The organism is Pseudomonas sp. PS02303 (assembly GCF_029959925.1).
Lineage (GTDB): Bacteria > Pseudomonadota > Gammaproteobacteria > Pseudomonadales > Pseudomonadaceae > Aquipseudomonas > Aquipseudomonas mandelii.
In genome coordinates this window covers 1-17,924 of sequence record NZ_JASCOM010000125.1, presented here as the reverse complement: position 1 = coordinate 17,924, position 17,924 = coordinate 1, and the positions used below count along the sequence as shown (strand labels likewise).

The 17,924-nt window shown below is 61.9% G+C and carries 17 protein-coding genes; 8 read left to right on the top strand and 9 right to left on the bottom strand.

The window, feature by feature from the left end; all coding sequences use genetic code 11:
• Positions 1 to 97: 97 nt before the first annotated feature.
• Genes QMX98_RS22570 through pedF form a run of 4 tightly spaced genes read right to left on the bottom strand, consistent with a single transcriptional unit; the run spans position 98 to position 3,155 of the window.
• A complete protein-coding gene (locus QMX98_RS22570) occupies positions 98 to 1,036 on the bottom strand; it encodes a quinoprotein relay system zinc metallohydrolase 1 (protein ID WP_282411404.1) in 939 nt (312 codons plus the stop codon).
• Positions 1,037 to 1,052: 16 nt separating this feature from the next.
• The gene (locus tag QMX98_RS22565; RefSeq protein WP_282411403.1) at positions 1,053 to 1,814 is read right to left on the bottom strand and encodes a quinoprotein dehydrogenase-associated SoxYZ-like carrier; all 762 of its coding nucleotides are present in this window, start codon (positions 1,812 to 1,814) and stop codon (positions 1,053 to 1,055) included.
• On the bottom strand, positions 1,811 to 2,689 hold the full coding sequence (locus QMX98_RS22560; RefSeq protein ID WP_010455135.1) for a transporter substrate-binding domain-containing protein: 879 nt from the start codon (positions 2,687 to 2,689) through the stop codon (positions 1,811 to 1,813). Before QMX98_RS22560 ends, QMX98_RS22565 begins: the two co-directional genes overlap by 4 nt.
• 4 nt (positions 2,690 to 2,693) lie before the next feature.
• Positions 2,694 to 3,155, bottom strand: coding sequence for a cytochrome c-550 PedF (gene pedF / locus QMX98_RS22555; protein WP_077749292.1), 462 nt, complete (start codon positions 3,153 to 3,155; stop codon positions 2,694 to 2,696).
• Between the two features lie 254 nt (positions 3,156 to 3,409).
• On the opposite strand from pedF, the gene exaA reads away from it, so the two are divergent.
• Both exaA and QMX98_RS22545 read left to right on the top strand, forming a co-directional pair.
• Positions 3,410 to 5,302 carry a quinoprotein ethanol dehydrogenase gene (gene exaA, locus QMX98_RS22550; protein ID WP_042932777.1) on the top strand — a complete coding sequence of 631 codons (1,893 nt, stop codon included), beginning with the start codon at positions 3,410 to 3,412 and terminating at the stop codon, positions 5,300 to 5,302.
• Positions 5,303 to 5,537: 235 nt separating this feature from the next.
• Positions 5,538 to 6,185 (top strand): pentapeptide repeat-containing protein, encoded by a 648-nt coding sequence (locus QMX98_RS22545; protein WP_077749294.1) that lies wholly within the window; start codon positions 5,538 to 5,540, stop codon positions 6,183 to 6,185.
• A 138-nt stretch (positions 6,186 to 6,323) separates the two neighbouring features.
• Here the strand turns inward: QMX98_RS22545 and QMX98_RS22540 are convergent, their stop codons facing one another.
• From QMX98_RS22540 to QMX98_RS22530, 3 genes are read right to left on the bottom strand one after another with little or no spacing between them, the layout of a single operon-like run.
• Positions 6,324 to 6,962: a response regulator transcription factor gene (locus QMX98_RS22540; RefSeq protein ID WP_010455143.1), complete on the bottom strand. Its 639-nt coding sequence runs from the start codon at positions 6,960 to 6,962 to the stop codon at positions 6,324 to 6,326.
• Positions 6,959 to 8,221 carry a HAMP domain-containing sensor histidine kinase gene (locus QMX98_RS22535; protein ID WP_282411402.1) on the bottom strand — a complete coding sequence of 421 codons (1,263 nt, stop codon included), beginning with the start codon at positions 8,219 to 8,221 and terminating at the stop codon, positions 6,959 to 6,961. The genes QMX98_RS22540 and QMX98_RS22535 overlap by 4 nt, the downstream gene beginning before the upstream one ends.
• Before the next feature lie 2 nt (positions 8,222 to 8,223).
• Positions 8,224 to 8,346 (bottom strand): hypothetical protein, encoded by a 123-nt coding sequence (locus tag QMX98_RS22530; protein ID WP_255311831.1) that lies wholly within the window; start codon positions 8,344 to 8,346, stop codon positions 8,224 to 8,226.
• 159 nt (positions 8,347 to 8,505) lie between these two features.
• On the opposite strand from QMX98_RS22530, the gene QMX98_RS22525 reads away from it, so the two are divergent.
• The 6 genes from QMX98_RS22525 to QMX98_RS22500 all read left to right on the top strand — a co-directional run bounded on the left by QMX98_RS22525 (position 8,506) and on the right by QMX98_RS22500 (position 13,783).
• Complete coding sequence (locus QMX98_RS22525) at positions 8,506 to 9,690, top strand: ABC transporter substrate-binding protein (protein WP_010455147.1); 1,185 nt, start codon at positions 8,506 to 8,508, stop codon at positions 9,688 to 9,690.
• 40 nt (positions 9,691 to 9,730) lie between these two features.
• Positions 9,731 to 10,690 (top strand): YVTN family beta-propeller repeat protein, encoded by a 960-nt coding sequence (locus tag QMX98_RS22520; RefSeq protein WP_010455148.1) that lies wholly within the window; start codon positions 9,731 to 9,733, stop codon positions 10,688 to 10,690.
• Positions 10,687 to 11,418: an ABC transporter ATP-binding protein gene (locus QMX98_RS22515; protein WP_154913391.1), complete on the top strand. Its 732-nt coding sequence runs from the start codon at positions 10,687 to 10,689 to the stop codon at positions 11,416 to 11,418. Before QMX98_RS22520 ends, QMX98_RS22515 begins: the two co-directional genes overlap by 4 nt.
• Positions 11,415 to 12,206 (top strand): ABC transporter permease, encoded by a 792-nt coding sequence (locus QMX98_RS22510; RefSeq protein WP_083376511.1) that lies wholly within the window; start codon positions 11,415 to 11,417, stop codon positions 12,204 to 12,206. Before QMX98_RS22515 ends, QMX98_RS22510 begins: the two co-directional genes overlap by 4 nt.
• Positions 12,207 to 12,503: 297 nt before the next feature.
• Positions 12,504 to 13,061, top strand: coding sequence for a PQQ-dependent catabolism-associated CXXCW motif protein (locus QMX98_RS22505; protein ID WP_077749299.1), 558 nt, complete (start codon positions 12,504 to 12,506; stop codon positions 13,059 to 13,061).
• A 56-nt stretch (positions 13,062 to 13,117) separates the two neighbouring features.
• Positions 13,118 to 13,783: a response regulator transcription factor gene (locus QMX98_RS22500; RefSeq protein ID WP_010455152.1), complete on the top strand. Its 666-nt coding sequence runs from the start codon at positions 13,118 to 13,120 to the stop codon at positions 13,781 to 13,783.
• A gap of 180 nt (positions 13,784 to 13,963) precedes the next feature.
• Here the strand turns inward: QMX98_RS22500 and nahK are convergent, their stop codons facing one another.
• Positions 13,964 to 16,561, bottom strand: coding sequence for a hybrid sensor histidine kinase/response regulator NahK/ErcS' (nahK, locus tag QMX98_RS22495; RefSeq protein ID WP_077749300.1), 2,598 nt, complete (start codon positions 16,559 to 16,561; stop codon positions 13,964 to 13,966).
• Positions 16,530 to 17,693, bottom strand: coding sequence for a nitric oxide-sensing protein NosP (gene nosP / locus QMX98_RS22490; RefSeq protein WP_010455155.1), 1,164 nt, complete (start codon positions 17,691 to 17,693; stop codon positions 16,530 to 16,532). Before nosP ends, nahK begins: the two co-directional genes overlap by 32 nt.
• Positions 17,694 to 17,924: the final 231 nt, after the last annotated feature.

The following is a 17,924-nucleotide window of genomic DNA, read 5'->3' as shown; positions in this document are numbered from 1 at the left end:
GCGAGCCTGCTCGCTATGGCGCCGTGTCAGGAAAGATTATTGTCAATCGACACACTGCTTTCGCGAGCAGGCTCGCTCCCACAAAAAAGTGTGTGGGTCATTTGTTTGCGGTGGAATCGACTCGGGTCATCTGCGCGCGCTCATAGCGCGGATACAGATGACTGACGCTGCGAATCAGCTCATAGCGACTCAGGCTGATGCCAGCAAACCGCTCGGGAATGGGGCTGCGGATCATCTCACTCATGTCACTGCCATTGGCGGCGCCGTCGCGCATGAGCTGATCGAGCCAGGTGAGGTAGTCGCGCATTTGCTCGAACGGTTTTGTGTCCGTGGCCACCGGTCCATGGCCGGGCACGATCAGCGTCCACGGCAGGCCTTGTAGCGTGGCGATGTCCGCCAGCCACACCGACAGCCCCGGACTGTTGGGCGTGGTCAGCGCCCTTTGATAAAACACCAGGTCCCCGGCAAACAGCACGCCGGTTTTCTGGTCGAGAATAGCCAGATCCGCACCGGTGTGCCCACCCAGGCTCAGCAGGCGCAGATCGTGATTCCCAAAATTCAATACGCCAGGCTCCAGCGTCCGGGTCGGCAGCAGCACTTCGGTGCCGCGCATCCAGTCGCCCACCAGTCGATACATATTTTCGGCCATGGCGTCACCCTGCCGATGCAACAGCTCGGTGGTGCCGGCCAACGCACCGATTGGCACGTCGCTGAAGGCCTGGTTGCCCAGCACATGGTCCGGGTGGTGATGGGTCAGCAACACCTCAATCACCGGTTTATCAGTGGTCGCGGCGATGGCTTTGCGCATCGCTTCGCCGTAGCGCCTGGACGGCCCGGTGTCGATCACCACCACCCCGCGGTCAGTGACGATGAACGCGGTATTGACGATGTTGCCGCCGTTGGCCTTGGCGAAATTGTCGGTGCTGCCTTCGAGCAGCCAGGTGTCTTCGGCGATTTGCCGGGGCTTGAGCACGTAATCGAGGTCCGCCAGGGCCGGCAGGCTCAGGCTCATGAACAACAGCAGCATCCAGCGCATCACGCGCTCCTTGGGGTCAGGGTATGGCCGCATCGAATTGATTGCCGCTGTTATCGCGCAGCACCAGGCGCGTCTGCCCTGCCCCTTCGATGTCGAAGGCCAGGTTGGGGTTCTCGCTGACGGCGGGAAACAGCTCCAGTCGGGCCAGCAGCTGATCGTTCCCGTCGCGCAATTCAGCATGGTTGATAAAGAATTCAGGGATGCCGCTGACCATACCGTTGTCCATCGGATGCGCCACTTGCAAGCGCACCCGGCTGAACTCACCGCGTGGATAACGACCGCCCAGTACTTCGCCGATGTGCTCTTCCCAGCCAGGCTCGGTGCGCACGACGCTGGGCGCAGTGCAACCACCGCCCGCCGCATCGATCAGTGTCGAGCCGACATGCCAGAGGCCGTCACGGGTCAGCACCGCCGCGCGCAACGGCGTGGCTTGCTCGATACGGATGCGGATCGACAGCCACGGCAATACGCGATCCAGCGGTTGGAAATCGACTATTTTCGGCAGCGGATTGAGTTCCGCCCAAGCGAGGATTTTCACCACCTCGCCTTTGAACGCCCGGGCGTCGATTTCCAATGGCACTTGCCGGGCATCTTCGGCGAACGGCGGCGCCAGCAGCTTGACCCGGTCATCGAATACGAACGGTGCATTGCCGAGCATCTGCTTGTGGTAGAAGGCCCACATCACCGAAGGCACCGGGTCTTTGCCCGGCTCGATATCGGCAGCGTGCGCCGCCAGGGGCAACCAGCAGAGCAACAGGCAACTCGCTCGCCAGTTCACGGTTGGTACATCTCGGGCACGTCATAGCGCAGGCCGTAATGACCGTAAATGGTGTTGACCGCCCCTTCACGGATCAAGCCCTCCAGCGCCTCTTCCACGGCATAGGCCAGTTGCCGGTTGCTTTCATGCACCGCCATGCCGATCTCCCAGAGTTGCTTGCCCATGTTCGGGTAAGCATTTTGCGCCAGCGCCACTTGTGGGTCGTTGGCTTGGTGAACTTGCCAGTCGATCTCGCCACGCATGGCCATCACCGCATCGACTTCACCGGCCTTCATCGCGGCGAAGGCTTGCGGTACACCGGGATAGTGGTGGGTTTTGCCGGCGAGCATGCCGTTAAACACCGAGGTCAGGTAGAACGACGGCACGCTGTCGACTTCGACGCCAATCGGATGGTGTTCGAACACGGCGACGCTGCCTACCTTGTCGAGACGGCGGCGATCATAGGCGACCTGCCATTGTTCGTTCTGGTACGGCCCGAACATCACCACATGGCCGTTTTCCAGCTCACCCAGTTCGTTACGTTTTTGCGCGTAATCGCGGTCATACGGCACGCGCATCATCAGGTCGGCCAGTTGCAGATCATGCAACTGGCTGGCCCGCCAGATGTAGTCGCGCAGGTCGTCATCGAGCTTCTCGCCGGCGGGCGCCCAGATCAGCGTCAGGCGCACGCCCAGCGCTTTGGCCAAGGCTCCGGCGAGCTCGACATCAACCCCGCGCGGCTGGCCGGCGTCTTCAAAACTGTAGGGGGCGAAGTCCTTGTAGACCGCCACTTTCAACTCCCCGGCGGCGATCATTTCGTCATAGGTACGGACCTGCGCCTGCACGACCTGGCAGCACAGCAACACAGCGCTGATCAACACAGCGAGCAGGCGCATGGAGTTACTCCTCGACGTGAACGGTGTCCAGGTAGGTGCGCACAGCCCACAGAGCTTCCTGACTCAGGTAATCGGCCATTTTCGGCATGTAGACCCGACCATCGCGCACTGCTCCGTGGCGCACGCGTTCGACGAACCATTCATCACCCGCTTCACCGACGTCGAGCATGCGCAAATCGGGGGCGATGCCGCCGGACTTGGCTTCCAGGCCATGACAGGCGGCGCAGTTCTGGTTATAGGCCGAGGAGCCGATTTCCACGGCTTTCTCATGTTCCGGGGAGGCGCGATACGGATTCACCGCCGCCCAACCGTCGGCATCCACCTGCACGCCGGCATCTTTGATCGGGGTCAGGCCTGGGGTGGCGATCGCCTGCGGTACCACGTTGCCGTGGGCCCAGACGGAGCCTGCACTGATAAAGCCGGCCAGCAGTCCGGCAACGAGCAAGGCGTTGCGTTTTGTTGTCATTGTTATGCCCTCAAGATTGCACGCAAAACCTCTTTGAAGAGGCTATGGCACCCATATTGGTACCGGCCTCGCGCAATCCCCATGCTGCTTTGGTGGTCGCCTTCTAGTCCCTTGGTAGTAGGGCTTGTGACGCACACCCAAATCAGGTGCCGTTCGGGAAGTCTTCCCGGTCACAGCGGGACTTTTTCCGTATCCGGCAACCGGCCGGGCGCACCACCCTGTGCAGGCCAAAACCTCCACTGGGAACCGCAACCATGACAATAAGATCGCTACCCGCCCTTTCCCCTCTGTCTATCGCCGTGCAGGCTTTTCTGCTGGTGGGCAGCCTGTCCCTGAGTGCTGCAAGTCACGCCGCAACCGCTCCGGCCACGCCCACCCGCAACGTGACGTGGGAAGACATTGCCAACGATCACCTGACCACCAAGGACGTGCTGCAATACGGCATGGGCACCAACGCTCAACGCTGGAGCCCGTTGGCTCAGGTCAACGATAAGAACGTGTTCAAGCTGACGCCGGCCTGGTCCTATTCGTTTGGCGATGAGAAGCAGCGCGGCCAGGAATCCCAGGCCATCGTCAGTGACGGCGTGGTCTACGTCACCGGTTCCTACTCGCGGGTATTCGCCCTGGATGCCAAGACCGGCAAGCGCCTGTGGACCTACAACCATCGCCTGCCGGACAACATTCGTCCGTGCTGCGATGTGGTCAATCGCGGGGCGGCGATCTTTGGCGACAAGATCTACTTCGGCACCCTCGATGCGCGCCTGGTCGCCCTGGACAAGAACACCGGCAAGGTGGTGTGGAACAAGAAGTTCGGCGATCACGCCGCCGGCTACACCATGACCGGTGCCCCGGTGCTGATCAAAGACAAGACCACCGGCAAGGTGCTGCTGATTCACGGCAGCTCCGGCGATGAGTTCGGCGTGGTCGGCCAGCTGTTTGCGCGCGACCCCGATACGGGTGAAGAAGTCTGGATGCGGCCCTTCGTCGAAGGCCACATGGGCCGGCTGAACGGCAAGGACAGCACCACCACCGGCGACGTCAAGGCACCGTCCTGGCCGGATGACCCGACCACCGAAACCGGCAAGGTCGAAGCCTGGAGCCACGGCGGCGGTGCCCCTTGGCAGAGCGCCAGTTTCGATCCGGACACCAACACCATCATCGTCGGCGCCGGCAACCCCGGCCCGTGGAATACCTGGGCGCGCACCGCCAAGGATGGCAACCCCCACGACTATGACAGCCTCTACACTTCTGGCCAGGTCGGCGTCGACCCGAGCACCGGCGAGGTGAAATGGTTCTATCAGCACACGCCAAACGATGCCTGGGATTTCTCCGGCAACAACGAACTGGTGCTATTCGATTACAAGGACAAGGACGGCAAAACGATCAAGGCCACCGGCCACGCGGACCGCAACGGTTTCTTCTACGTGGTCGATCGCAACAACGGCAAATTGCAGAACGCATTTCCCTTCGTCGACAACATCACCTGGGCCAGCCACATCGACCTCAAGACCGGCAAACCGGTGGAAAATCCAGGCCAGCGTCCGGCCAAACCGTTGCCGGGCGAGACCAAGGGCAAGTCAGTGGAAGTGTCGCCGCCGTTCCTCGGCGGCAAGAACTGGAACCCGATGGCGTACAGCCAGGACACTGGGCTGTTCTACATTCCGGGCAACCATTGGAAAGAGGAATACTGGACCGAAGAGGTCAACTACAAGAAGGGCTCGGCCTATCTGGGCATGGGTTTCCGCATCAAACGCATGTACGACGATCACGTCGGCTCCCTGCGCGCCATGAACCCCACCACCGGCAAAGTGATTTGGGAACACAAGGAAGCGCTGCCGCTGTGGGCCGGCGTATTGGCCACCAAAGGCAACCTGGTGTTTACCGGCACCGGCGACGGTTTCCTCAAGGCGTTCGACGCGAAAACCGGCGCTGAGCTGTGGAAGTTCCAGACCGGCAGCGGCATCGTCTCGCCGCCGATCACCTGGGAACAGGACGGCGAGCAATACGTCGGCGTGACCGTCGGTTACGGCGGTGCGGTGCCGTTGTGGGGCGGTGACATGGCCGAGCTGACCAAGCCGGTGGCTCAGGGCGGATCGTTCTGGGTGTTCAAGATTCCGAGTTGGGACAACAAGACTGCGCAGAAGTAATCCGCTTGCCCCCTGTGCTCACAGGGGGTTTTCTGGTGCTCAACAAGCTTTTCTGTGGCGAGGGCGCTTGCTCCCGCTGGGCTGCGAAGCGACCCCCTCATTTTTCAGCAACACCGAGTTGCCTGGATTTACGACTGCTGCGCAGCCGGGCGGGAGCAAGCTCCCTCGCCACAGGAACCCACATAACCGTTGTTTTTTGTGTATCCAGCTGCCCTCCACCTTTCGAGGACCTGTCATGAAGTACCTGCCCCTACTGCTATTGCTTGCCGCCCTTCCGGTTTTCGCCGACAACGGCGACGACTCCCCACTCATCATCAACGGCTGCACCATCGCCGATCACAGCCAATGCCCCGGCGCCAATCTCAAAGGCGCAAACCTGAGCAATCAGGACCTGCGCAACATGAACCTCAGCGGCGCCGACCTGCGCGATGCCGACCTGCGGCACGCCCGACTCGACCTCGCCAACCTGGAAAAAGCGCAACTGCAAGGCGCCAACCTGACCCGCGCCAGCCTGCAACAAAGCAACCTGCGGCTGGCGGATTTCACCGGTTCAACGTTGATGGCGATTCAGGGCTGGGGGATGTTTGCCCAAGGCGCGCAATTCCAGGACGCCAACCTCAGCGGCGCCTACCTGCAATTCGCCCGCCTCTCCGGCGCGAGAATGCACAACACCAATCTGCGGGCCGCGGACCTGGAAATGACCTGGTTGAGCAAGGCTGACCTCAAAGGTGCCAACCTCAGTGACGCCAACCTGCAAGAAGCCAAATTAAGTGAAAGCAATCTGGAACAGGCCAACCTCAGCGGGTCGCGGCAGCATTATGCGAATTTTCAGGATGCGAACATGGAGGGCTGCAGCGGTTGCCCGACGACCTGGAACAAATGAACTGTATGCACACAAAACCATTGTGGGAGTGAGCCTGCTCGCGATAGCGGTGTAACAGTCAACTGAGAGGTTGAATGTGCCGACGTATTCGCGAGCAGGCTCGCTCCACAGTGGATATGGGTTGCCGGCACTGTCGAGTCAGCCCGCCTTGCGCACCACCCCCATATCAATCCCCAAATGCACCAGTTCGGCATGGGACGTGACCTGCAATTTGCTCTTGAGCAAGGTCAGGTGGTTGGAGACGGTTTTGCTGCTGATGCTCAACTGTTCGGCAATCAACCGCGCTGGCGTGCCTTTGGCGAGCATCACGAAAATCTCCAGCTCGCGCTGGGTCATGCTCTGCAATCGCGGGTCGCTGGCGTCCTGTTGCGGGTGGCACGCCAGTTGGGTGGCCAGGGGCTGTTCGATGTAGGCATGGCCGGCGAGGATCCGCTGCACCGCCTCGATCAGCACTTGCGGCGCCGAGCTCTTGGTCAAGTAACCCGAGGCACCCGCCTCCAGCGCCTGGCGCACCAAGGGCAGTTCATCGTGCATGCTGAAAAACAGCACCCGCAATTGCGGCAGCCGTTGACGCAAACGTCGGGTGGTTTCCAGCCCGCTGATCCCCGGCAAACCGAAATCCATGATCACCAGGTTCGGCACGGCTTCCTGAACCCGGATCAGCGCGTCTTCGCCGGTGGCAGCTTCACGCACTTCCATTGCCGGCAACAACGCCCGCAACAAACTCGCGTAGCCCTGACGGACCACCGCATGGTCATCGACCAGCAGAATATTCATGACACCTCCAAAGGCATGCTCAAGGCCAGCGCCCATCCCGCGCCGGGGTGGCTGATGACCCGCAATTCGCCGCCGACGCTGCGGGCGCGTTCGTACATCGAATACAAACCGACGCCGGGCCGCTGCGGTTGTGTGGCGCCGCGCCCGTTATCGCGAATCAACAGGTGCAGATGCGCGCCTCGATGTTGCAGGCGAACCCGCACCCGGGTGGCCTGCGCATGCCGGGCGACGTTGGTCAGCGCTTCCTGCAACAGGCGATAGAGCTGGGTTTTGTCCGGCGCGGACAAGGGCGGCAACTGCGCGCCGATCCGCAGCTGGCAGTCAATGCCGTGCCGCCCCTGCCATTGCTCCACCAGCAGGCCAAAGGCTTCTGCCAACGGCAGGTGTTGCAGTACCACCGGATAGAGGTCATGCACCAGTGCCCGAAATCCCTGTTGCAGGTGTTCGCAGTTGTGTTCCAGCTCACGCACCGTACGTTCCATCACCACGGGTTGATCCGTCACCAGCCGCAACAGACAGGCCTGGGCGCGAATTCCTGCCAGGTACTGGCCGAGATCATCGTGCAGGGTCTGCGCCAGATGAGTGCGCTCCTGTTCCTGCACCGCCAATAACGTCTGTGTCAGATGGGCGTTATCGGCGCGCGACTGCTCCAACGCAGTGGTCATGCGATTGAAATGCGCTGCCAGCTGCCGTGCCTCCGGAATACCTTCCGCGCGCAATCGCACCTTGAGCTGGCCGCCCGAGACCTGCTGCAACGCGCGCAACAATTCATCGAGCAAGCCCATGCCACGGCGCACGGCCCAGCGGATGGTGAGCAGGCTCAAGATCAAGGCGAGGCCGCACAGGCCCAGCAATTGCTGCAGCGAATCCCAGACTTCGTCGATCTCATCCCGTGGATCGACCGCAATCTGAACGCGCCGGCCATCGTGCAAATCCAGGACTCGCGCACTGTACCGGGCTTCGGCGAACAACAGCCGCCCGAGCCACGCATCGAGTCCGGCCTGAACCGGCAGCCGTGCCGCTTCGCCGGGCTCCAGCCAGCGCACCCGCACATGCCGCAGGCTGCCCGTCAGTCGGGGCTGGAGGCTGGCGGGATCACGCTCGGCGGTTTCGCTCAGGTACTCGACCACCGCCTCGGCGGATTGCAGCTCGCGCTCCACGTCCGCCAGCGCCTGGTGCACCAGCAACCCCATGCACGCCAGGGTGACCAGGACGAAAAACCCGCAGACCCAAAGGTTGATCCGCCACAGGGCCGACACGGTTAGCGCCCCGGTGTCGCGGGCAAGACCAGCAATGACACCGGGCGGGGGCTGTGGAGCTTGTCGACGCCGATCAGGGTCAGGATCAACAACAACGGCAGGAGCAGCGCTTTGAGAATACGCATGGTCAATCTCCTCCAGTGTGATGGCCGTGATGACCCATGCTAAAACCGCGCCGCTCCGGGCGAGCTACTACCTTGGTACTGCCTGACTGGTACTTTCTGCATATTTCAATCTGCCTCGCAGGCTTCCTATGCTGGCGCTACCTGTAATGGAGTGCCTTTATGCGCCAGCTTGCCCCTTACGCCCTGATCTACCTGCTGGCGATTGCCTGCGCCGCCGGGCTGGCGACGCAGAGCCAGGCGGCGGATGCGCCGCTGCAGGTGCGGATCGGCTACCTGGGCTACCGGCCTGACCCCGGTCCGCTGCTGTCCAACGTGATTCCCGAACCGGTCGATGCCGGGCTTCGCGGCGCCGAACTGGCGATCACCGACAGCAACAGCACCGGGCGTTTTCTCAACCAGAGTTACAGCCTCGTCACGGCCAATGCCGACAGCCCGGACGCGCTGATTGAAGCGGCCAAGGCCCAACATGCACAGGGTCTGCGCCTGTTTGTGGTGAATGCGCCGGTGGAGAGCCTGCGCCGGCTCAGCGCCGTGCTGCCCGACAGCTTGCTGTTCAACGCCGGCAGCCCGGATGACAGCTTGCGCACCACCGACTGCCTGCCAAACGTGCTGCACAGCCTGCCGAGCCGGGCGATGCTCGCCGATGCCCTGGCGCAATTTCTGGTGCTACGCAAATGGCAACGGGCGCTGCTGATCGTCGGCCCGACCCCGGACGATCAGGCCTACGCCGCCGCCCTGCGCCGCGCCGCCAAACGCTTCGGCCTGACACTGGTGGCGGAAAAAGCCTGGAGCTTCGACAACGATCAGCGTCGCAGCGCCCAGGCCGACATGCCGCTGTTCACCCAGACCGCCGAATACGATGTGGTGCTGGTGGCGGACGAACGTGGCGATTTCGGTGAATACGTGCCCTACCAGACCTGGTACCCACGGCCGGTTGCCGGCACGCAGGGCCTGACCCCCGTGGGCTGGCACAAAACCGTGGAAACCTACGGCGCCGCCCAATTGCAGAAACGCTTCGAAGCCCTGGCCGGGCGCTGGATGAATGACCGCGACTTCGCCGCCTGGATCGCCGTGCGCAGCATCGCCAGTGCGGTGAGCAAACTGCGGCAGGTCGATCCCGTGGCGATCCGCACCCTGGAAATCAGCGATCAATTGCCGCTGGACGGTTTCAAGGGGCGCAAGCTCAGTTATCGCCCGTGGAACGGTCAGTTGCGCCAACCGATTCCCATCGTCCAGCCCCGAGCGCTGGTCAGCACGTCGCCGCAAGACGGCTTCCTGCACCCTTTCAACGAAATGGACAGCCTTGGCTACGACAAGCCCGAGGTCAGCTGCCGCTTTCCCTGAGCCAGCGTTCCACAAGAACGACAACAAAAAGGAATCCGCCATGCGTCGCACCCTGCTCTCTTGCGCCCTGCTGCTCGCCGCCGGGCACACCGCTGCCAGCACCGCCTGGGTCTCCAACGAAAAGGACAACACCCTGAGCCTGATCGACCTGCAGACGTTGCAAGTCACCGACACCCTGCCCGTCGGCCAACGGCCGCGCGGTTTGCTGCTGTCCCACGACAACAAGCTGCTGTACATCTGCGCCAGCGACTCGGACCGGGTCCAGGTGATGGACGTCGCCACCCGCAAGATCATCAAGGAGTTGCCGTCGGGCAAAGACCCCGAGCAGTTCGCCCTGCATCCCAACAATCGCTGGCTCTACGTTTCGAACGAAGACGATGCACTGGTGACGGTGATCGATACCGAAACCTCAAAGGTGCTAAGCCAGATCAGCGTTGGCGTCGAACCCGAAGGCATGGCCGTCAGCCCCGACGGCAAGTGGGCGGTGAACACCAGCGAAACCACCAACATGCTGCACTGGATCGACACCAGCACCCAGACCCTGGCCGACAGCACCCTGGTCGATCAGCGGCCGCGTTTCGTCGAGTTTTCACCTGAAGGCTCGCAACTCTGGGCCTCGGCGGAAATCGGCGGCACGGTGACCATTCTCGACGTCGCCACCCGCAAGGTCCTCAAGACCCTGACTTTCCAGATCAAGGGCGTGCACCCGGACAAGGTCCAGCCGGTGGGCATCAAGCTCAGCGCCGACGGCAAGTACGGTTTCGTCGCCCTCGGCCCGGCCAATCATGTGGCGGTGATTGACGCCAAGACCTTCGAGATTCTTGATTATCTGTTGGTCGGTCGTCGGGTCTGGCAGATGTCGTTCACCCCCGATCAAAAACAGTTGCTGGCCACCAACGGCGTCAGCGGCGATGTGTCGGTGATTGATGTCGACAGCCTCAAAGTGACCAAATCGGTGAAAGTCGGGCGCTATCCGTGGGGCGTGGTGGTGACGCCATGAACGCACTGGAAGTCAGTGAACTGAGCTTCGCCTATGGCGCGCGGGAGGCGTTGCGGCAGGTGAATTTCAGCCTGGCGCCCGGGCGTTTCGCGGCGTTGCTGGGGCCGAACGGCGCGGGCAAATCGACGCTGATTGCCCTGCTCACCCGGCTCTATGATTTGCAGCGTGGGGACATCCGGGTCGGCGGCTGCTCCTTGCGCAACGCGGCGCGTCCGGCGCTCAAGCAATTGGGCGTGGTGTTCCAGCAAAGCACGCTGGACCTGGACCTCAGTGTCGAGCAGAACCTGCGTTATCACGCCGCGCTGCATGGCATGTCCCGGCGCCAGACCGGCCTGCGGGTCGACGCCGAGCTGGCGCGGCAGGCGCTGACCGAACGCCGTCGCGAGCGGGTGCGTGAACTCAATGGCGGTCACCGGCGCCGGGTGGAAATCGCCCGCGCCTTGCTGCATGAGCCACGGCTGTTGCTGCTCGACGAGGCCAGTGTCGGCCTCGATCCGGCCAGCCGGCTGGCGCTCAATCAACACATTCGCGACCTGTGTCGCGAGCAGCACATCAGCGTGCTCTGGACCACCCACTTGCTGGATGAAGTGCAGCCGAGCGATGACTTGCTGATTCTTCATCAGGGCCGTCTGGTGGCCAGCGGGCGGGCTGATGCCTTGAGCCAGGCGCATGGCGGCGACCTCGGTTCGGCCTTCACTCGCCTCACGACATCAGGAGCCGCCCGATGAATGCGTATTGGCAATGCTTCAGCGGCATCGTGCTGCGTGAATGGCTGCGCTTTGTGTTGCAGCGCACGCGGTTTCTCAGCGCGCTGGTGCGGCCATTGCTGTGGCTGCTGGTGTTCGCCGCCGGTTTTCGCGCGGCCCTCGGGATCGCGATCATTGAGCCCTACGACACCTACATTCCGTATGAGGTCTACATCATCCCGGGGCTGGCCTGCATGATCCTGCTGTTCAACGGCATGCAAGGTTCGCTGTCGATGGTTTACGACCGGGAGATGGGCAGCATGCGCGTGCTGCTGACCAGCCCCCTGCCCCGGACCTTCCTGCTGTGCAGCAAACTGTTGGCCACTTCGCTGATTTCGCTGTTGCAGGTGTATGCGTTTCTGGCGATTGCCTGGGTGTACGGCGTGCAGCCACCGGCCATGGGGCTGTTGATCGCCTTGCCGGCGTTGTTGCTGGTGGCGTTGATGCTCAGTGCGCTGGGCCTGCTGCTGTCCAATGCGATCCGGCAACTGGAGAACTTCGCCGGGGTGATGAATTTCGTGATCTTCCCGCTGTTTTTCCTGTCGTCGGCGTTGTATCCGCTGTGGAAGATGCGCGAATCCAGCGAGTGGCTGTACTGGCTGTGCGCGCTGAACCCGTTTACCCACGCTGTGGAACTGGTGCGGTTTGCCCTGTATGAGCGTTTCAATCCGCTGGCGCTGGCGGTGTGCATGGGGCTGACGCTGCTGTTCGCCCTGCTCGCTGTCCTCACTTTCAACCCGCAACACGCCGCCCTGCGCAAAACCAGCTGACACCATCAATCCCCTGTGGGAGCAGACTCGCACCCACACTGGATCTGCGTCCTACAGATATTGCGAACAAATGAAGACCCACTGTGGGAGCGAGCCTGCTCGCGATAGCGGAGTGTCAGTCAATAGAGATGTTGAATGTTAAACCGCCATCGCGAGCAGGCTCACTCCCACAGGGGATTTGTGGTGCACTGGCGAGGGAAATTACTACTTTAGTACTGGTTTTCCTGTCTATCGTCGCATTCCCAACGCCCCGAGACTGGCATGTAATGGGTTCATAACTATAAGGATTGAACCCCCATGCCGCGTGCCCAACGTCGTCTGTTGCGCCCTTCCCTTGCTGCGCTGTCGCTGAGCCTGCTGCTGGGCGCCGCGCACGCCGATACACCGCTGTTCTCCGCCGACGGCTATCGCATCAACCTCTATCGCAGCCCGACCCCGAATCAGCTTCAAGGCGCGGCCATCGTCGACACCGCCGCCCTGCAAACCCTGCTCACCCAGACACCGCGTCCGGTGCTGATCGACGTCTATCGCCGCCAATGGTTGCAAGGACGATTCATCGAAGACCAGCCCCACGAGAACCTGCCCGGCAGCCATTGGCTGGCCAATACCGGCGACGGCGACCTGACAGCTGACTGGCAGGGCTATTTTGCGCGTAACCTGAACGCATTGACCGCAGGAGACTTGGCGCAACCGCTGGTCTTCTACTGCCGCTCCGACTGCTGGCTGAGCTGGAATGCGGTAAAACGCGCCGCGGCCATGGGCTATAAGACACTGTATTGGTACCGCGACGGCCTGGACGCCTGGCAAGCCGCCAACCTGCCCGTTGAACCGGCCCGGCCCGAGCCCTTCCCCTGACCTTTACGCGTGCGTGTTGTTGCCACACCATAATGAAAATAATGAGGTGAAAGGCTATGTACAAAATTCTGATTGCCGACGATCACCCGCTGTTTCGCGAAGCCATTCATAACGTCATCAGCGATGGTTTTCCGGGCAGCGAGGTGATGGAAACCGCCGACCTCGACAGTGCCCTGCTGCTGACTCAGGAGCACGACGACCTGGACCTGATCCTGCTCGACCTGAACATGCCGGGCATGCACGGCCTCAATGGCCTGATCAACCTGCGCAACGAGGCGCCGACCATTCCGGTGGTGATCGTTTCAGCCGAGCAGGACAAGCAGATCGTGCTGCAAGCCATCACCTATGGCGCAGTGGGTTTCATCACCAAATCCTCGCCCCGGGTGCAGATGACCGAGGCCATCCAGCAGATTCTCAATGGCAATGTGTACTTGCCGCCGGACATCATTCGCACACAAAAGTCAGGCACCCATCGGCGCATGAATGACAACCCGAGCTTCCCGCCCGAACTGCTCCAGGCGCTGACCCGCAAGCAGTTGCTGGTGCTGGAACGCATGACCAAGGGCGAATCGAACAAGCAGATCGCCTACACCCTGGAAATCGCCGAAACCACAGTCAAGGCGCATGTCTCGGCGATCTTGCGCAAACTCAATGTGCACAACCGGGTGCAAGCGATTCTGAGTGCCGGGGATATTGATTTCGGGTCTTATCTGCGGCGCTGAATGTTGGGCATTCCCAGATCCCTGTGGCGAGGGAGCTTGCTCCCGTTGGGTCGCGAAGCGGCCCCCTTCAAACTTCCAGGTAAACCGAGTCGCCTGATTTACGACTGCTTCGCAGCCGGACGGGAGCAAGCTCCCTCGCCACAGAAAGCCTAGTCACCACAGGTCTGATGCCCGACGCGGCTAACGGGATGGGCCAAGCAAATGACTCATCGCCGTTTTCAGCTTCATCGGCCGTACAGGCTTATGCATCAACGTATGCCCCAACTCGCGAATCTGCTGCTTGAGCTCATTGCTGTAGTTGGCGGTAATCATCATCGCCGGGATCGCTGAACCGCGCCGGGCGTTGATCCGGGCCACGGCATCGACGCCGTTCTGCTCGTCATCGAGGTGATAGTCGGCAATCAGCAAGTCGGCTTCTTCGTGGTAGTTGTCCACCTGCCGCGCCAGGTCCTGCTCCGACAGGGCCGTGACCACCCGACACCCCCACCCTTCAAGCAATGTGCGCATGCCAGCGCAAATCGCCGCGTCGTTATCCAGCACCCACACCCGCGCTCCGCGCAGACGCTCAAGCATCGGCTCACTCATCAACAACGCTGGCTGAGCCTTGGGAGCCGTGGCGCTCAACGGCACCTCGACGGAAAACATCGAACCCTTGCCCGGCCACGAACGCACGTGAACGCGATGACCGAGAATCCCGGCAATCTTCTCGACGATGGCCAGCCCCAGCCCCAACCCGCGGTCCTGATCCGGACGCTGCACATCGCCCCGTTTGAACTCCTGGAAAATCTCTTCCAGTCGATTTTCGGCAATGCCCATCCCGCTGTCCCAGACCTCGATCGTCAACCGCTGATGATGACGCCGACATCCGAGCACCACCCGACCGCTGTAGGTATAACGAATAGCGTTGCTCAGCAGATTGCGCAGGATCCGCGCCAGCAACTGAATGTCGCTGCGCACCAGCGCCGAACACGGGATGAAATGCAGCTCCAGCCCTTCATTGCGGGCCACCTGTGTGTACTCGGCCGCGAGGTTTTCCAGCAGCTCGCTCAGGGCGAACGGCGCGATGTCGGCTTTGATCACCCCGGCATCCAGTTTGGAAATATCCACCAGCGTGCCTAGCAGGTTTTCCACGTCCTCCAGCGAATTGCTGACATTGCGTACCAAAATCGCATTGGCCACCGGCTCGCGACGTTCCAGCAAAGCGCTGGTGAATAGCCGAGCCGCGTTGAGCGGTTGCAGCAGGTCGTGACTCACGGCGGCGAGAAACTTGGTTTTTGACAGGTTGGCCTGCTCCGCCTCAAGTTTGGCCTCGCGCAAACGCGATTCCACGCGCCGGCGCTCGTCGATTTCACGCAGCAATTGGTCATTGAGGGTGGTCAGTTCGGTGGTCCGTTCGCGTACCCGCAACTCAAGATTCTGATAAGCCTGGTGCAGCGCCTCGGCCGTGCGGCGGCGCTCGGTGATGTCACGGATCAACACGAAGATCCCCACCACTTCCCCGGTGGCCAGGCGATTGGGCACGTAGGAGCGCAGCATGTAGCGCTCCTGATTGTTGATGTTGGTTTCGGCAAATTCGAACGTCACGCTCTCACCGGCCAAGGCCCTGGCCACGTAGGCCTCGAGGCGCTGGTAATGCTGCGCGCTGTGAACTTCGCGCAGGCTCTGCCCGAGCATCACGCCGCGAGGCCAGCAGTACCATTCTTCGTAGACCTTGTTGGTGAATTCGTAGACCAGATCGGCATTGAGGTAGGCGATCAACGCGGGGACATGGTCGGTGATCAGGCGAATCCAGCGCTCGCTTTCGCTGAGGGCTTCGGCGTGCTGGTAACGTTCGGTGATGTCAGTGAAGGTATTGACGAAGCCACCGGTGGGCAACGGATGCGTGCGGATTTCCAGCACCCGGCCATCGTAAAGACGTTGCTCGCATTCCTGCACGTGCCGCCCGTTGGCATCGCGACTGGCCGGGGTCAGCAGGGTCAACTCGCTGTCGCCGATCACTTCGGCAAACGGCCGATGGGCCGCCACCGGGGCGAGCCCGCTCAGTTCGAGGAAGCGCCGGTTCCACAGTTCCAGGATGCCTTCGGCATTGACCATGGCCACGCCTTGGGACAGGTTGTCGACCGCCCGTTGCAGCAAGTGCGATTTCTGCGCCACGGCTTGCTCGCGGCGCACGGTTTCGCTGAGTTTGACGTCAGTAATGTCGGTGAACAGGATCACCCGCCCACCTTCCTGCGTGGGCCGTTCGCTGACTTGCAGCCAGCGGCCGTCCTGCAAGCGATAGATCAGGTTTTCGTCGGCATGCCCACGGGGTTCTTCCGTGAACAACCCGGTGGCGGACATCAGCCGTTTCACCTCGACCAGGCGCATGCCGGCGTTGATCCGCACCCGGCTGTTGTCCCAGAACGCCTTGAAACGGCTGTTGAACAAAACGATGCGCTGCTCGGCATCGAACAGCACAAAAGCATCGGAAATGCTCTCGATGGCATCGATCAGATGCTGATGCGCGGTTTCCGCCCGCAGGCGCGCTTCGCTGAGCAAGTGATTGCCCGACTTGAGCTCGGCCATGGCCTGGTTCAAGGCATCGGTCCGCTCACGCACCTGCTCGGCCAGCACCACCGAATGTTGGAACGCCGCGTAGGGATCATTGCCGCGCGTGACGCCGGATTCGATCCGCTCGATCAGCGCGCCGTTGATGCGCTGCAGTTTATGGTTGTCGTGGCGCAGGCTGGCGAGCTGCGCCTGCAGCTCAACGATGTCCAGGGGACCGGCCTCGGGCAATGGCAACCCCGGTGAAGGTCTGGTTGATGTGCATGCCATTGAACTGTTCTCCGTAGGTGTTGAAACCCATCACCCGTTGGTCGCGCAAAAACGTTCCGATCTGCTCCAGGCTGCCGCCGTCTTCCAGCTCCAGACGCCTGAGAAAACAGTCGCAGCCGATGGTCAGTAACAGGTCGCCGAGGCGCTCCTGCAAGCCTTCGAACAAGGTTTGCAGGTTCGGCAGCATCGGGCCGGGGGTCATGACGGTGAGGACGATGCCGTTTTCCACGGCACAGTAGAAACTCAGGCTCAGGTCTGGATGAACCTGCTGGATCGCCCGCACGTAATACTGATCGTTGATCCGCACCGCCAAGGGGTGTGCGGCGAAGACCCGGTGATCGAGTTCGGCCACCGGCACGCCGATGTGTCGGGCGTACTCCTCGGCAGCCGGCTCGGCATTCAGTTCAAAGACCCGGCGCGAGGCGCTGTCGGCTCCGGTGACCACCAGTTTCTCCGCCCTCGGCAAGATGTGGTGCGTGGTGAACACCTCGAAATCCAGCCAGGTGTTGACCAGCACCACCACCGCCGCGCCGCTGTGAAACTCGCCGCCGAAATAGACGTGGGTGTGGGTCAGGTAGTTGTCATCGCCGGCCGAACCGCCGAAATGCGGGATGTCGCCCAACGCCGCGCTCAACGCAGCGAGGACCATTTCTTCGCGGCTGGACAGACCATCGAGCAAGGTCAGGGCAAAGCTGTTGCCCTTGATCGGCGCCAGGGTGTTACTGCGACAGCCGCTGGCCAGGCGCTCGACCATTTGCTGGGCGTCGATCAGGCTGAAGCGCTCCATCTCGCTGATCAGTTCGGCGTCGATGGAAAAATGCCGATGGTCGAACCCCACCGCCGTCACGCAATTGCGGCCGTAGCCCAGGGGCGTGATCTCCCCGGCGCTGGTGCAGCCGACCAGGCGAATGCCGCCGAAGCTCAGATGCAAGGCCTGGCCCAGCGCCTGCAAGTCGTACTCGGCGGAGCAGAAGAACAACACGAAGCCCAGATGCGGGTGCAATAACTGCCGCGCGAGCTCCTGAGCCACTTGTTGGGCATCGGTGGCCTGGGACATGCCGCTGACCACCCCTTCACTCTGGACCTGCTGCATGACCACCCCCGCAGGTGCGCGTGTATGAGACACGAGTGTACGAAGCCTGCGGGCTGCGACGTATGCTACTTGGGTAGCGGGTAGCCGCTTCGATGGGATGAGAGTCGGCGGGGTTGGCTGCTTGATGGCTGAAGCTTTTGTGGCGAGGGAGCTTGCTTCCGCTGGACTGCGCAGCAGTCTCCCAACCGGCCGATGCGCGACCAGAATAGGGACCGCTACGCGCTCCAGCGG

Bases quoted from the DNA above. Each gene is read 5' to 3' on its own strand.
- QMX98_RS22570 (WP_282411404.1), bottom strand. From the start codon at position 1,036: ATGCGCTGGATGCTGCTGTTGTTCATGAGCCTGAGCCTGCCGGCCCTG.
- QMX98_RS22520 (WP_010455148.1), top strand. From the start codon at position 9,731: ATGCGTCGCACCCTGCTCTCTTGCGCCCTGCTGCTCGCCGCCGGGCAC.
- pedF (WP_077749292.1), bottom strand. From the start codon at position 3,155: ATGACAACAAAACGCAACGCCTTGCTCGTTGCCGGACTGCTGGCCGGC.
- QMX98_RS22525 (WP_010455147.1), top strand. From the start codon at position 8,506: ATGCGCCAGCTTGCCCCTTACGCCCTGATCTACCTGCTGGCGATTGCC.
- QMX98_RS22545 (WP_077749294.1), top strand. From the start codon at position 5,538: ATGAAGTACCTGCCCCTACTGCTATTGCTTGCCGCCCTTCCGGTTTTC.
- nosP (WP_010455155.1), bottom strand. From the start codon at position 17,693: ATGCAGCAGGTCCAGAGTGAAGGGGTGGTCAGCGGCATGTCCCAGGCC.
- QMX98_RS22505 (WP_077749299.1), top strand. From the start codon at position 12,504: ATGCCGCGTGCCCAACGTCGTCTGTTGCGCCCTTCCCTTGCTGCGCTG.
- QMX98_RS22500 (WP_010455152.1), top strand. From the start codon at position 13,118: ATGTACAAAATTCTGATTGCCGACGATCACCCGCTGTTTCGCGAAGCC.
- QMX98_RS22530 (WP_255311831.1), bottom strand. From the start codon at position 8,346: ATGCGTATTCTCAAAGCGCTGCTCCTGCCGTTGTTGTTGATCCTGACC.
- QMX98_RS22510 (WP_083376511.1), top strand. From the start codon at position 11,415: ATGAATGCGTATTGGCAATGCTTCAGCGGCATCGTGCTGCGTGAATGG.
- exaA (WP_042932777.1), top strand. From the start codon at position 3,410: ATGACAATAAGATCGCTACCCGCCCTTTCCCCTCTGTCTATCGCCGTG.
- QMX98_RS22540 (WP_010455143.1), bottom strand. From the start codon at position 6,962: ATGAATATTCTGCTGGTCGATGACCATGCGGTGGTCCGTCAGGGCTAC.
- QMX98_RS22560 (WP_010455135.1), bottom strand. From the start codon at position 2,689: ATGCGCCTGCTCGCTGTGTTGATCAGCGCTGTGTTGCTGTGCTGCCAG.
- QMX98_RS22515 (WP_154913391.1), top strand. From the start codon at position 10,687: ATGAACGCACTGGAAGTCAGTGAACTGAGCTTCGCCTATGGCGCGCGG.